10 protein-coding genes and 1 pseudogene are annotated in these 14911 nt (G+C 68.5%); 7 read left to right on the forward strand and 4 right to left on the reverse strand.

Annotated elements, in window-relative coordinates; translation table 11 throughout:
- Positions 1-112: 112 nt before the first annotated feature.
- Positions 113-3589, forward strand: a complete 3477-nt coding sequence (locus ABFX54_RS03640; RefSeq protein WP_346101435.1) for a hypothetical protein — start codon at positions 113-115, stop codon at positions 3587-3589.
- 375 nt (positions 3590-3964) lie between these two features.
- Here ABFX54_RS03640 and ABFX54_RS56840 read toward each other — a convergent pair whose 3' ends face one another.
- Positions 3965-4273, reverse strand: coding sequence for a pentapeptide repeat-containing protein (locus tag ABFX54_RS56840; protein WP_428834494.1), 309 nt, complete (start codon positions 4271-4273; stop codon positions 3965-3967).
- 706 nt (positions 4274-4979) lie between these two features.
- Between ABFX54_RS56840 and ABFX54_RS03650 the strand changes: the two are divergent.
- Together ABFX54_RS03650 and ABFX54_RS03655 are read left to right on the forward strand one after the other, a co-directional pair.
- Positions 4980-5147 (forward strand): annotated as a pseudogene (locus ABFX54_RS03650) (helix-turn-helix domain-containing protein); the annotation flags it as partial.
- 13 nt (positions 5148-5160) lie between these two features.
- Positions 5161-6474, forward strand: coding sequence for an AlbA family DNA-binding domain-containing protein (locus tag ABFX54_RS03655; protein ID WP_346101437.1), 1314 nt, complete (start codon positions 5161-5163; stop codon positions 6472-6474).
- Positions 6475-6915: 441 nt separating this feature from the next.
- On the opposite strand, the gene ABFX54_RS03660 is transcribed toward ABFX54_RS03655, so the two are convergent.
- The 3 genes from ABFX54_RS03660 to ABFX54_RS03670 form a co-directional block, all read right to left on the reverse strand.
- Positions 6916-7470: a hypothetical protein gene (locus tag ABFX54_RS03660; RefSeq protein WP_346101438.1), complete on the reverse strand. Its 555-nt coding sequence runs from the start codon at positions 7468-7470 to the stop codon at positions 6916-6918.
- 140 nt (positions 7471-7610) lie between these two features.
- The gene (locus tag ABFX54_RS03665; RefSeq protein WP_346101439.1) at positions 7611-8237 is read right to left on the reverse strand and encodes a hypothetical protein; all 627 of its coding nucleotides are present in this window, start codon (positions 8235-8237) and stop codon (positions 7611-7613) included.
- A gap of 390 nt (positions 8238-8627) precedes the next feature.
- Positions 8628-9185, reverse strand: coding sequence for a hypothetical protein (locus tag ABFX54_RS03670; protein WP_346101440.1), 558 nt, complete (start codon positions 9183-9185; stop codon positions 8628-8630).
- A 750-nt stretch (positions 9186-9935) separates the two neighbouring features.
- On the opposite strand from ABFX54_RS03670, the gene ABFX54_RS03675 reads away from it, so the two are divergent.
- The 4 genes from ABFX54_RS03675 (at position 9936) to ABFX54_RS03690 (ending at position 14524) form a co-directional block, all read left to right on the forward strand.
- Positions 9936-10523, forward strand: coding sequence for a hypothetical protein (locus tag ABFX54_RS03675; RefSeq protein ID WP_346101441.1), 588 nt, complete (start codon positions 9936-9938; stop codon positions 10521-10523).
- A gap of 438 nt (positions 10524-10961) precedes the next feature.
- On the forward strand, positions 10962-11228 hold the full coding sequence (locus ABFX54_RS03680; protein ID WP_346101442.1) for a hypothetical protein: 267 nt from the start codon (positions 10962-10964) through the stop codon (positions 11226-11228).
- Entirely contained in the window at positions 11225-12880 is a 1656-nt protein-coding gene (locus ABFX54_RS03685) for an NACHT domain-containing protein (RefSeq protein ID WP_346101443.1), read from the forward strand. Before ABFX54_RS03680 ends, ABFX54_RS03685 begins: the two co-directional genes overlap by 4 nt.
- A 45-nt stretch (positions 12881-12925) precedes the next feature.
- Positions 12926-14524, forward strand: coding sequence for a WD40 repeat domain-containing protein (locus ABFX54_RS03690; RefSeq protein ID WP_346101444.1), 1599 nt, complete (start codon positions 12926-12928; stop codon positions 14522-14524).
- Positions 14525-14911 lie beyond the last annotated feature (387 nt).

Here is a 14911-nt window from a genome sequence, read left to right on the forward strand (position 1 = left end):
TCGCGCAGGCGAGGATGGAAACGGATGTACGGCGGAGGTGCGATGAGCGTGGGTCCTGGGGGAGTGGCTGAGGGACGCAAGAGCTGTACCGGGCGCCACCTCGGTGCGTGTCATGCTTGACGCCGGGCCGGACGTCGACCTGGTGAGCTTGACGTGGCCGCAGCTGGCCCGGCATGCGCAGACCGCGCCGCTGCCGGTGCCGCTGCAGAACCCGTCGTTGCTTCCGCTGGCCGATCTGGAGCCGGAGGTCTTTGAGCGTCTCATCGCCGAGATGGTCAGCCGCCGAGACAACGGCGGCACCCAGTTCTATGGCCGCAGCGGCCAGCAGCAGTACGGGCTGGACATCGTGGAGCTGCAGAAGGACGCGGCCCGGGCGCTGTATCAGGTGAAGAGGTATGAGGAGCTGACGCCGGCGAAGATCCGCCAAGCGGTGGAGGACTACGCCGGCGCGCCCCGGCCTTCGGGTTTCATCGGGGCGAAGCGCCGCTTCGATCCCCGCCGGTTCGTTGTGGTCACCTCGGCCGCATTCGACCGCGGAACCCGAAACGTCGACGAGTTGGCCGCGTTGCAGGACGCATACGCCGGCGACCTGGAGATCGAGGTCTGGGGCGCCGAAGCGGTGAGCCGGAAGCTGCGGGAGGCTCCACACCTCGTGCACGCGATCTTCGGGGCGGCGTGGGCCACAGCGTGGTGTGGTTTCGACCCTGCGCCGCCCGATCCCGCAGCCCCGCCCGCGTTAGGGCTGGTCGAGGACCCGGTCCTGGTACTGGGTCTGGACGCGCTGCAGGCGGAGGCGGCGGCCGCAGAAAAGTCCGATCCGCTCACCGCCGGGCGGCTGTACGGCCTGGTCGCCCAGGGGCTCGCCGAGGGCAGCTTTCCCGGCCATGCCGTCACGATGCGCATCCGCCAGGCCAGAGCCTTGCACGCCGGTGGGAATCACGACACCGCGTTCTCGATCGTGTTCGAGGCAGCGCTGGAGCGCGTCGTGGCCGGGACCGCGCTCCGGTCACTGCGGCATGACCTGGCCACTCTCGCCCCGCATGTGAACCCGATCCAGCAGGCAAAGCTGGCGGTGCTGGCGCGGGTGGCGGACTGGCCTGAACACGGCAGCGACCTGGCCGCATGCGTTCCTGCCGTGCGTGAACTCGCGCAGGCGGGCGATCCTCATGCGCCACTGCTGTGCTGCATGGTCCTGGAGCAGGCACTGGTGGACGGGTGGTTCGACAGCGCCGACCCGCAGCCGATCATCGCAGACGGCGGATCCGTCGAGGCCCGCAACCCCGACACGCGAGCCGAGTTGCTGAACGAACTGCGCGCGCTGGCGGCCGCCGCGCAGGCCCGCGACGTCGTGGTCCGCGCACGGCTGCGCTGCGCGGTCGCCGATGCCGGCCTGACACTCTGCTCCTCCGCTGCCGAGGTCCAGGCCGCCTACGGCGAACTCCTCGACCACGGCCTCGCCGGCCGCCTGCTGCACGCCCGCGGCCTGATCGCCTCACGGGCCGCCTACGCCTTCGCGGCGGCCGGCGAGGCCGAGAAGGCGATCAGCTTGTGGCGTCAGTCGATCCTGGCCAGCAGCGAGCACGAATACTACGGCGATGCCCGGGCCGCCCTGCGCGCCGCCGCGATGTTCGCCTGGGAGATCGGCGGCGATGAGCGCAGTGACCTGGCCGAGCTGGTCAGTGCGTTGCCGAACCGGCGGCGCCTGCTCGCCGGCGCCTACGACCCCGCGCTGGCGGCCTTCGAGTACGCGCACCACGGCAAGCTGCCCGACGCGCTCGGCGACACTCGCCGTTACCTGTGGGAGTCGCGCCTGGCCGGCCACGCGCAGGAGGAAGCGCTCGCCCTGTCGCTGCTCGGCGACGTCCTGACCGCAGGCCAGCGCCGGGACGCTGCGGTGAGCGCCTACGTCCGGGCGGGAAACGCGAAGGCGGCCGCCAGCCTGGCTCGCCGCCTGCCGAAGGCCGTCGACGTCAGCGCCTGGGCGACCTCGCCCATGCGGAGGCGGCGCGCCGCGGCGATCCAGGTCATCGGGGCGCAGACGGCCACCGTGGCAGATGAAGACGTCGCCGACGTCGCGCGCCTGCTGCTGCGAGCGACCAAGGGCCTGGGGGAGTCGCAGTCGCACCCTGTGCAGCCCTGGCCTGAGCTGGACGCCGTCACGGCGCTGGCGTCCTTCGGCGTGCGCATCCCCGCCACCGCCGTCGACGCCATCGTGACGCTGGCTCAGCCCGCCGCGCAGGCTCACACCTCTGCCAGCCCGGAGATCGCCGACCTGGTCCTGCACACCTACTGGGCGGTCCCATCGCGCCGCCAGGAACTCGCCGCCATGCTCGCCCTGATGCTGGCGCAGACCCCACCCCCGCACAATCTGTGGGAACGGGTGCGCAACCTGCCCGACGACGCCCGCGGCCCCCTGCTCGGCGTGGTGACCGCCCTGGCCGAGCAGGGCCACGAAAGCGCCACCCACGTCATGGCCAGCTGGCACGTCACCACTGAGCCGGCGCAACGCGCGGCCCGCCGAGCCTGCGCCGCCCTGTTACGCCGCTCGGTAGGGCACACACGCCAGTCGACGGTGATCATCGGAGACCAGGAGAGAACAACGGTCGACGCTCTGCTGGCTCTGCTGGACGCCGAGATTCTGGCCGACGTTCCCGCCGCCGACCTCGCCACCAACCTTGCTGCCGGCCTTGAAGCAGGTCCCGCGCCCGCTTCGCCCGGCGGCGGGTCTAGCCCGGCCGGGCCCAGCGACGACCGGCACCGGCTCACGGGGGAGCGTGACGGATCGGCCGAGGACGAGATCGACGCCGCCGACCATCCACCCGCATCGGAGACCACCGATCCCGCTGCGCCACCCCCGCTGCCAGGCGATGCGGACCAGGCGGCCCGCATCGCCGCTGGACCTCCGGCCGACCTCGCCGTCGCCGTCGCCAGCCAGCTCATGGCGATCGCCGAGGACCACCACCACGGCGCCGCCGCCCGCACGAGGGCTCTATCAGCGCTGCGACGCCTTCTTCGCCGCCTTCCCGGCGACCTCACCACACAGCTGGCGGCACGCTTACACGCCGCCTATCGAACACCGCGCTGGTCAGCAGCCGACCGGCGGGAGACCGAAACCGACACTCCGTTCACGCGAGCCCGCTTCCGGACCGGCGGCCGTCACCTGACCGGCCGCTTCCTGGTGGCCGCGGCGGAGGCCTTCGCCGCGGCCCACGCCCACCCCGGCCAGGTCACCGACCAGGACCACGCCTTCGTGCAGGAGGTGACGGCCGGCGCCGCCGCGCTGCTGCGCGACAGCGATACGCAGACGCGGTTGCTGGGCGGGCTCACCGTCGCCGCGATCGCCGCCGTTCCGGGCCTTTCCTCTCACGCCGCCGCACTGCTCTTTCACCATGATGAACAGATCCGGGCGCTGGGCGCCGGCGTCGCACCGCTTGACCCGCACATGGCCGCCGTCCTCGCCAGTGACCCGGCTCCCTCGGTCCGGATCGCCATCGCCTGCCGGGCGGCCGAACTCCCCCACGCCGTCCTCGAGACCCTCGCCGCCGATCCGCACCTGGACGTGCGCGGCAACATGGGGATGCACAGGTGAGTTATCCCGGCCACGTGGCCCACAGTCTGGTGGTGACCTCGGTGGGGGCTGTGCCCGCAGGCTGGCCTCGGTGCTTCACCATGGTGTGGTGACCTGAGCAGCCCGCCCGTGACGGTCAGGGCCGGAATGGGCGGGCTGGGTGCGAAAGTGGATGGGCCGTCAGTGTGCTGGGCTGTCGATCCTGAGGGCACGCCAGCAAGGAAGTTATCTTGGGTTGCCAAGCGAACTAGCTGGTCAGCTGCCCGAGGTTCGTTAAGCCATGTAAGGCAAGTAGCTTGCTCGCGATGCCGCAGGTGGGATCGTTGGGCAGAGGGTTGGAAGTCCGGGACTTCGACTGGCTGGCTCGGGCAAGGAGTCGCGCCCTCAATGACTTGCTCAGGCAGAAAGTTCCGGGCCTGTCTTGTACCCCGTTTCCGTGTTGGGCGGCACCTCTTGCCGTAGTACGCCACCCCCCTTTCCGTTCGGTTCCGCAAGCCAGCCTGGTGGCCACTTGTGGTCGGCTCCGATGGCTTCGGGTGCAACAGATACTCCATCGAACCCGGCGGCGCCATCGAAGGTGGCCTCGTCGAACCGGGCGTCGTTGTGGAAGGTGGCATCGCCGAACTGAGCGTCATCGTGGAAGGTGGCCTTGTTGATGGTGGCTGAGAGCGCCGGTTCACTCTCGTGCAGGAGGTTCTTGCCGATCGAGGATCAACGACAACAAGCGAATGAGGCGGGAGAAGGGCGACTCCTCTGGATCCTGTCGTAAGACCGACACACAGACGAGCATGAGGGCGGCGAGCACAGCTAGTGTGACGCCGGACATGAGTACCCACGCCAACTGAGGATGGCTCAGTCCTCCCCCTACTCCCGTCCCGACCAGGGACATGCCGCTGGCCCATCGAAGAGACCGGGACCACGCCACCGGTGGGGTGCGTCGTAAGCCCGATCGTGGGCTACGTGACGGGGCCGGCATGAGTAGCGGAGGCTGGGGCGGCGGTCGAGGTGATCTTTAGATGTTTGACGCCGGGTACGTTCATAAGTGGTGAACTCTCTTCGCTAGAGGGACAGTTCACGAAGCGATCGACGGCCTTCTGTTGGCGCAGGGGGCCGTCAGCGTTCCTCTGCCCTGAGAGGTTTCTCCAGGAACCAAGGGACGGGCCGACCCGATGAGCCGTCGCGGGGTACTTACCCGCTTAGGTCTTTAAACCTAGTTCCACGCAGTTCTCACTTTTGTGGCCCAGTATCCGGCTTCAGCAATGCGCCCACGGGGTACCACTGAGTTTCATCTCTAGAGAGCTGGACGTGGGGTTAGCTATCGATCACGCTTCCCGCGCCTATGACGTTGGAAACACCGCCTCTTGCTGGACCCGCGCCACCACATGCGTAACGGAAGTCTTCCTAGCAGAGGCTGCAGCGGATCGTGCGGCCCGGCACGATGAGCACGGTCCGCTAGCGGCGGGCGATGATCCTGCTGGCCTCGGCCGGCGGCAACACCGTCCCGGTCATCGCGCGACTGGTGCAGCCCGATGAGGACACCGTGCGCGATGTGATCCACCGCTTCAACGAGATCGGGGTTAAGGTCAGCGCTTATGACAGTGAGCAGCCGAGCCGCCGTAATTGAGGCACTAGCATCCGGTCGAGCAGAGGAACTGCTCGACACCGCAGAGAACGCGTGGCTGGACTTCAAAAGCTCCCCATATGCGCTCAAGAGCGACAAGGCCAAGTTCGAGCTCTGCAAAGATGTCGCTGCCTTTGCCAACGCCCAGGGCGGCCTTCTGGTTCTGGGGGTGAAGGCATCCAAACGCAGCGATAAGGCCATGGAGGTCGCCACCGACCTGCACCCCTTTCCGCAGGAGCGAGCTGACGTCGACGGATACATCGACACACTGAACGATTACCTGCGGCCCCGCGTTGCGATCAATCATCGCTGGTACGAAGACCACAGCCGATCCCGCGGGCAGGACGCAACCAGCTACTACCTGGTGATCGAGGTCGAGCCGGTGCCTGAATCGGACCGTTATGTCATCGTCCGGCGGACGCTCAACGACAAGGGCATGTTCGCTGATGGGCTCGCCGTCCCGGTACGGCACGGAGACCGGACCGTCTACTTACCTTCGGAGGATGTCTACCGGCTCATCAGCGAGGGCCTGCGTAGCCGTTATGCTCTGAGCACGGTATCGGCCCCGCCGGGGCAAGAATTGCAAGAAGCAGCCGACCAGAGTATCGATTCGCTGCAACGCCTCCAAGACTGGGACGACGAGCCGGTGTTGATGTGGCAGAGCATTCCGCCCCATACGGTCCAGATTCTGCCAGGGCTGCACAGCGACAACGGAGTTCGAGGAGCGTTGCGCAACCAGGATGTGCTTCGTCCTGTCGGCTTCAACTTCTTCGACAGCACCGGCCGGCTGCGCACCCATGAGGGAGGCGTTCTCATCGGTCAAGGCCGCAGGGCAGTGTGGGTCCGCCCGGACGGTGTGACGACGGCGGCCGCGATCGCCACACCGGCGATGCTGTGCTGGGCCATGGAGGCACGCGGACTTCCACAGCGGCTCAATAGCCTGGTCTTGGCGGAGATGACGCTCGAGTACTTCCGCCTCGCCGATGAGGTCGTTGTGCCGCTCATATCCGGAACATGGCGGCACCGCATTGTCGCCCGGCGGTTTGCTGGAGAGCATCCGCGAGTCCTGGGACCAGGAGGGAGTGGAGAGTCGATCTTCTTGAGTGACGGGTGGCCCGCCAGCATGGACACCTGGGATAGCACGTGGCCTGCGGTTGCCGATCCAGAGCGAGATGCGTACGAGGCGCTGCAGCGGATCTACGCTCTGTTCGGCATTGACGCTGGTACCAACCCCGACGTCGAAGGCGACCGGGTACCGGTCCACCGTTTCCGCAACAGCAGCTAGGACGTCGACCGTCACGCCGGAGGAAGCGCAACAACGCACTATTGACCACACATGATCCGCCCGATCACCACCAACCCTCGACGTCGCCCTGGACTGGTCAACGCGCAGACGCAAACACCAAACCCGCGCCCGTAGCAGCCGCCACTTGCTGGAGAGGGTGTCCAGTCAGGGCCGGGGTGGGGACTGTACGGTTACCGTACAGTCCCGTTGTGCAGAAGGTGTTTCACCTGGATCGACGACAAGAACGAGGCGACCGTGGCTTATGCCGCGCTCGCTCGGCGGGGCCCGTCCACCGGGCCGGATGCTGCCTGCCGAAGGTGATGTTTCGTCCCTCGATGCTGAGAGGTGCCCGAACGACGGGACGATCTTCCGGCTGGCGATGGCTTGGCGTGCCGACGCGCAAGAGTGGCTGAGCTCACCGGCAGTGGGCACGAAACCGTCTCAAAGCATCATCGCGGGCGTTGCCCAGGCCGCTGCCGCCCCCACCACGGCGCCCGCGAGCGCCTGCGCGGCCGTGTGGTGCGACACCTGGACCCGGGCCCACCCGATCACGGTCACCACGACCGCACCTGCCAGCAGGATCGGCACCGCAGGAAGCACGTACGCGAGCACGACGGCGGTGCCGGCCGACACCCCAGTGTGGAAGCTGATCTTCCACACCAGCGTGATCGGCCCCATCACCAGCACCCAGGCCAGCATCACGGCCACCGACGCCACCACCACGCGGGGCGCGTCCAACAGCATCAGCGCGGTCAAGCCCACCACCGTCGCGGCGAGCCCGATCAGCATCGGTCCTTTTCGCGACTTCCGCTCGACCAGGTGAATCGAGTCAAGCCGGCCTCGCCGCACGCCCACCGCGATCACAGCCGCAGGCACGCCCGCGCACACCGCCGCGGCGAGCACCCCCCACGCCAGGCCCGCCCAGCCCTCGGCGAACAGCCCGACCCCCGCAGGCATGGCGATCCCCACATACTGCGGAGCGAACACCTCGGTCACCGCACGCGCGCATCTCCCGCCACGTCCGGAGGTGTGCGCGGCCTCTCCCACGTCTTCTGTCCGCTGTTCAGCCACAGCGCCCCCTCCGCGCCTGGAAACAGACGATTCCGATCTGGTAAGGCCTGTCTCCACATGGTTCACTAGCCCGGAGAGATCTTCCCCTTGCGGAGCTCCTCGGTGAGAAAGCGCAGCTCCGCCTCGGTCACCCTCAACTGCCCTGTTCGTGCCTGGAACCACTGCTCGCGTACCTGTCGGCTATACCTGCCCCACCTGCTCGTCGGCTTCCGCCCGATCCGAGAAGTCCGGGGGAGGCGCGCGCGAGAAGCCATCACGGTAATGGTCTCGGTGAGCTGCATTGGCCCCCACCATCGATACAGCACGTAGCGGGTGATGGACACCGTTGAGATTCCGGGTTCCTCTGCGATCTCGTCGAACGCTTCGTCCCAGTCCTTGTTTGAGTACTTCGTGACAACGGTGTGGGGTCCCGCAAGTGTCGACCAGTGATTGACATGGTCGATGACCAGAACCGTGTCGCTGCCCTCGACCACTAACTCGGTGTCGTCAGGGAACCTCCACGTTTCCTTCACAGCCGCCGACGCGGCCCGCTTCTCCGGCGTGGGCAGCAGCGTGAGCACCACCAACAGGCCGAAGAATCCAACGATGAGGCTGGCCAGAAGGTACCACCACGCCAGGAAGCTGCTGAGCAGGAGGCCCAAGGGGACGCCCACCGCCACGCCGACGAAACTCGCCGCGATCAGTTTCCACATCTTCGCCCCTGACCCCACGCGAGCCTCCTGCCACTCATGGTTGCGGGCTCATCGCATCAGAGCTATCCGGTCACCGCAAGAGAATCCGGAGCCAATCGGGCGGCCCGCCGGACACGGTCATGAATGGCCATGTCAGGGGGAGCGGCAGGTCCCGCGCATGTCCTCGAGCTGGAGAAGGGGCAAGGCGCCCAGCGGCGCGTCACGCCGGAACAGGCACGCATCATGATGGCCAGGCGCACCACCGACGGCGGGTGACACCTACCGGCAGCGCTCCGCTTCAATGATTGGGCCAGGCCAGCACGTACACCCCAGTTGACGTTCGAGATGTCTGCTTACGCCGGTGGGCCGCCAACACGGCCACAACCCGGGCATTCTTCCCATGATCAACCCTCAGTCACCTGATGGGAGCATCGCCACAGACTCCTCGGGGGCCTTCAACTGGGCCAGAGTCTGGGTCAATGTCAGCCACGCCTTCAAGCGAATCCAGAATCGCCAGCGTGGCCCGCCCAGCACCGTGGCCATCTGCCCGGCCAGCTCCAGCACCTGCGCGCACTGCTCTGACCGCGGGCGCTCCGACAGGATCACCCCGAGCTGAACGAACAGGTAGTCGCCGATGAACGTCCGCGCTGGCCCAGCGAACGTGGCCAGGTACTTTCCGGCGTCATCTGCCAACCCCCGCACCTCGTCCTCAAGCCGTCCGAACTGCCGCGCCTGTTCGGCCCGGAGCTTCTCCCGTACCTCCCTACTCGCCACGGCCGGCAGCTCGGCTCCCGCTGCCGTGGCCGTCAGCCCAACGACGGCCACCCGGGCGAGCAGGTCTCGCCGGGCTCGCACTGCCTCCAGGATTCGTTCCTTCCGCGCCTCCAGCCGGGGCTTGGCCACATACTCGATGCCCAGGGCGACGCACAGCGAGACCGCCGCCGGCACCAGAACAGGCTCCCAGTTCACGCCTGTCCTCCTACGCCGCCTGACCGAAGAAGGCGAGCGTAGCGAGATGGCCGCTGCCGACGCTGGTGAATGGCCACGAACAGGCCGAAGCGATTAGTGACCGACCCCGAGATTCTCCCCCGGGCAACTGGGTGGACGGCGCGCGGTCGCCGCTCGTATGGCTGGCCATCCTGGTCACCGGCGGCTCGGGTCGCCGGCTTCGGACGCGACCTCGGCGACGCGAGCAGGCTCGAAGGCAGGGCTGCCATGGGAATGGCCCACCACCGGTGTCGGTTATGCCCAGAAGCGGCGAGGCCTGTGGAAGTGGAGCCAGGAAGGCGGCGCGTTCTTGGAAGACGTACGGGCGAAGCCCGTGCCGCATCGGCCCTCCCAGCGTCAGCCGGGGCTGGAACTTCATAGAAGTGCTTTAACCCGTCCAGCCGTCTGCACCGACCTTGGAAACAGACAATCCGCGGGACGCGTCCGGCCTCGGGCGGTGTTGGCTCGGGTCGCCCATGAAACAACCCCGCAAGCAGGGCGGCTTCTTGCGGGACGCTCCGGACGTCCCGGAGACGCTGTGGGCGTCCTGGCGGTCGCGGGCGGCCAGGCCGACCAGCCGCCCGGCGGCGTACGACGTGCCGGTGTCGGCGCAGGCACGAAGATCATCCCGCCGCTGTGACGTCTTATACTCCTTCAAACCTTGTGAACTCATACAATGTTCTTGTATTCCCGCAAAATACATTGCATGCTTCTCGTATGACTTCACGTGAGATGCTGACTGATCTCGCGGCGATCCGGCATCCGATGCCGGTCGCCACCGAGCACGACGAGACCACATCGGAGTCGTTCGACATTGCGGTCGCCGGTGTCGAGGAAGCCCGCGCCGCGTTCGTGGAGAGCTTGGACGCGGCATGGGAGGCCAGCGGCCCCGGTTTCGATCCCCTGCTGGCCACCATCGAGGATCTGGTCGCGGTCAAGAAGGATGCCGACACTCAGATCCGGCTCCTCCTCGCCTACGGCCGCGCCTACGTCGCCCCGCGCCCCTACACCCTGGAAACCCTGGGGCAGGCCGCCGACCTCAGCCCCTCCGGTGCCAGCCGCGCCTTCGGGGCCGACGAGGTCGTCGAGGTTGGCGACCGCACCGGCCTGCGCCCACCCGCCGCCAAGATCGAGGACTACGACCCCCAGGATCCCCGACTCGGCCAGGCCAGCCGCACCCGCTGCACCTGGGGCGGCGGCGACCGCAACAACCGCTGCCCCACCCACCCCAAATACACCGTTACCGACAAGTCCGGCACCCGCTGGGCCTGCTGTGACGATCACCTCCCCCGCTACCTCGCCTCCCGGCCCACGCGCTGAGGCAATACCAGGGAAGCCCGAGCGGGCAGCTGGGGCAGTTTCCCCCGGCCGCATACAGACCTGGGAAAGTCCAGGTTTTCGTGGTGGCCGCGATCGTAGCGGCTGACCAGACCAATCCCAGCCCCTGATAGCGGCCCAACCGGCATCGCGAGGTCGGCCGAACACCTGGGCACGCCTTCGATGCAACATGCCGTCAAGGCCGGTCCACGTGCCTTATGTGCATACAAGATCGTCGCGCTCTGACCTGCAGTGATCATCGGATGCGCGGGCCTTGGTGGCCAGCGCCGCACGGCCACCCCGTGGCCACGGGCACAGGTCCTTGATTGCCACGACATTTCCGCCTCGCCGGGCCCGTCACGGTGCGATGATCTGAGGGTAACGCCCTGTGCCGGCCAACGTTGCCACGTGACCTTCGTCCGATGCTGAGGGGGAACAGTGATGGGCAGTCCGTCGGCGCCCGCACGAGAGCGCAGGCGTGCCCGTGGCGTGCTCCTGTCCGTCGGCACGGTGGCCATGGCCGCCCTCACTGTCGTGTTCCTGCTCGTCGACCTTCCCACCGGCGACATGCTGGCCAGCGTGCTGAGCTTCTTCGTCACCAGCATCACGCTGTCCCTGACGGTGGCCAAGCTCCGCAGGAACCGGCCGCGCCCCCCGCGCTCCACGAGCTGGCCGACAACCTGGCCGAGGATCTCCGCCAGGCGATGATCCGGCAGCCGGACGTGCAGGCGTTGAACGACCCGTACCTGCTGCCTCTGTCCTGGACGACCAGGGGCGGGGAGGCCGGGGATGAGCACGTGGGCAGGCTCAGGCGCGGCGTCCTGGAGAGCGGTGAGGTCCTGGCCGCCGAATACCGGCGGATCTCCAGCGCCCGGCTGGTCATTCTGGGCGAACCCGGTGCCGGCAAGAGCATCCTGGCTCTCATCCTCGCCTTGGGGCTGCTGCACGATCGCCGCGATGCTCCCGTTCCCGTCCTGCTCACGGCCGCGTCCTGGAACCCGGTCGCGCAGGGCCTGGACGACTGGATCGTCGGCCCGCTGGCTATCACCCACTACGGCGGCAACCGCGAGACGCCGCAGACGCTGCTGCGGGAACGGCACCTGCTGCCGATCATCGACGGCTTCGACGAGATACCCGAGGCCGGCCGCCGCGTCGCCCTGCGTGCCCTGAGAAGGGAGATCGGCTACGAACGGCCGATCGTGATCACCTGCCGGGCAGCCGAGTACGACGAGCTGATCACGCCGGACTCCGCGGTGCTGCGCCGGGCTCCGGTGGCGCGTATCCAGCCGCTGCCGCGTGAGGACGTGCTCGCCTATCTGCGCGAGGTCGACGCCGTCAACCTCGCTCCCGTGCTGGGCGAGCTGACCAGGGATCCGGAAGGCCCGGCGGCCCAGGCGCTGTCCACGCTGTTGATGGTGAGCCTGGCACGACAGGCCGGCGAACGGCGGACGGTCGACCTGGCCAACGGCGATTCGCGGACCGCCGTGGAGGACCTGCTGGTCGACGCCACCACGGGAGCGGCCACCGCGGGCAAGGAGCGCTGGCTGACCTTCCTGGCCCACTACCTGTACGGCCACCGTGAACGTGAGCTCGCGTGGTGGCTGCTCGCGCCCCGGCTGGTGTCGTCGTGGGGGGTCACCGCCCTCGGCCTGTGCGCGGGCATGCTGCTGGCCGCGCTCGCCTCAGCCTGGATGCTGATCTCCGGCAGCGGCGCGGCGGCCCTCAACGACGCCCTGTTGCTCGGCGGCGCCATCGGCGCCGGCTTCGCCGTCCTGGTCGTGGTCGCCTGGTACGTCGGCGGCGTCAGCGTCCCCGGCAGGCTCGCCTTCCAGGTGGCGGGCTCGGCCACGCGCCTGCGGCGGGGGGCGGCCATCGGCCTGTGCCTGGCGGCGATCGTGACCGTGCCGGTCCTGCTGACCATGGCCGGCGTGATCACCTTCGCCCACGGCTGGACGCCCGGCAACGTCAGCCTCTACCTGACCTGGCTGGCGATGAGCCTGGCCCTGACGGCCGTGCTCGCCGCCGCGCTGGCCGTCTACCGCTGGCTGGACGCCCCGCGTGACAGCTCGGCGGCCACGGGCCCGGCCACGTTGCTGGCCGAGGACCGCCGCTCGGCGCTGACCGGTGCGCTGGTGGTGGGTGTCGTCGTGGGCCTCGGGCTCGGTCCTGCCCTGCTGGTGAGCCGGGTGGCGGTCCGGCTGCTGCAGTCGGCGGTGGCCGGCTGGGCCGGGGAGCCCGCCCTCGCCGATATCGCGGCGGTCGAACTCGCCGACAGCTGGAGCTTCGAGGTGCTCCTGCTGCCTGGCGCGCTGCTCGCCGTGCTCACCCTGCTCATCCGGGCCTGGCCGCGCTTCGTGTGAGCGCGCTTCGTGCTCGCGCTCCGCCGGCGTCTGCCGTGGAGACTCATGCGGTCGCTGGAGGGCGCGCACCGGGCGGGCCTGCTGCGCGTCTCGGGCGGGACGTACCAGTTCCGGCACCTGCGCCTGCAGGAGTGGCTGGCCACCAGACCCGAGCCCGAGCCCACCTCCGGAAGGCCTCTCACCCGCTTCCTCTCCCTCACCCTGCTCGCGGTGTCGTTGCTGGCCACCGCCCCGCTCCTCGCCTCGCTTCCCGCTGACACCTCCGGCGCGACGCTGTACGTCGGCACGGAAGGTTCCTGGTACTTCACCGACGATGGGCGGACGCTGGTCGCGCAGACGGCGGACGAACCGCATCTGCGCTTCTGGGACGTCGGCACCGGCCGGTCATTCGACCCGGCGTTACCGAGCGGGCACCCTCACGACCGCAACCCCGTCCTGAGCCCCGACCGCCGCCTCATCGCGCTGACCTCGGCCGCCCGACAAAAGTTGACCCTGCTGGACGCCGTGACAGGCCGCGTGCTCAACACCTGGCCGTTGCCTGCCCGGGAAAGCAGCAGCGACTCCTATCACGTGACCTTCAGCCCTGACGGCACGCGCGCCGTCATCGAATTGAATCCGGCCTTCACTCTCTACCTGCTGGACCTGCGGACCGGCAGGCAACTGGGCGGCAGGCTGGTGGACAACGCGCAGAGCAAGAACTTCACCGCCGACGGCACCCTGCTCACCGCGGGGGCGCGCACGGACGAGAACGAAGTCAACGTGCTGCGCGTCTGGAATGCCCGCACCGGTGAGCGCATCGATCGTGAGCGGATCGGATATCGCCGAGGGGAGGCCCCGTACCTCGACCCGAAGGGTGACCTGCTGGTGGTCGTCCTGCCATCGGGCGACACCCAGCTCTGGGATCCCCGCACCCCCCGGCCTCTGGGCGCGCCACTTTCCGGCACATACCGGGTGCGGGGCGACCACCTGGTCCGGCAGGCGGCGGACGGCGTGCACACGCGCCGGCTACGAGGCGAGCCGACTCTCCAGCACTTTCCCGCGCTGCGGGACCACGTCGTCAGCGGCACCACGCTGGTGGGGGTGACGAGCCGGGGCGAGGTGCGCGCCTACCACCTCCCCACCGGCCAGGAGACCGCCCGTATCGACACCGGGCTCGGCGCCGGCCTGAAGCCCTTCCTCCATCCTGACGGCCGCACCCTGGCGTTGAGCGCCGAGAGCGGTACCACGTCGTTGTGGGACCTGCCCAGCGGCAGCCGGATCGCCGACCTCGAGACGGGTGACGCATACACCTACTTCGGCCGGCACACGGTCCTCGTGGAGCGTTTCTTGAGACAGCCGGGCGCCCCGGCCGACCTGCGGACCTTGGAGGTCTTCGACCTCAGGACCAGAGCGCGAGCCTCCGCGCCGTTGCCGGGCTACCCCTCCGCCGACAGCCTGAGCCCCGCGCTGGACCGGCTCGCTGTCCTGACGCCCGACAAGCGCTCGCTGGAGTTGTGGGAGGTCGCCACGGGAAGACGACTGACCGTGCTGACCGGCCATACCGGACAGATCATCAACTACCGCTTCAGCCCTGACGGATCTGTCCTCGCTGCCAAGAGCGACGATGGAATCATCCGGATCTGGCGGCTCAAGCCCGGCGTCTGACCGTCGTGGAGCGCGGCTCCGGAGACCGGAGCCACGCTCTGAGGTCGGTGAAGTAAAGGCTCTCCTCGTAGGCACCTCTGCCGAAGGCGTCCCAGCCGCTCCCTAGCGCCGACACCCACCTCTGCGACTCTGTACTACCCATCCCCTCGACTTCTTTTCCACAGAGCCGGGGTAGCACCTTCGACGCCCCGACCGCCGTAGCGGTCAACATGTGGTCACGCGATGCCCGCGACCAGGGCAGAATAAGGCAGCACGATGCCTACTCCCGAGCCGCTGTGGTGCCAGCCCGCTCCACCCGACACGCACCCGATTCCTCGTGATGGCCGCCGCCATTGCGGGAATCTGGAGCGGATTCTCCGCCGGCAGTGGGACCCCCACCTGGGTCCG

Source organism: Nonomuraea maheshkhaliensis, assembly GCF_039529435.1.
Taxonomy (GTDB): domain Bacteria; phylum Actinomycetota; class Actinomycetes; order Streptosporangiales; family Streptosporangiaceae; genus Nonomuraea; species Nonomuraea maheshkhaliensis.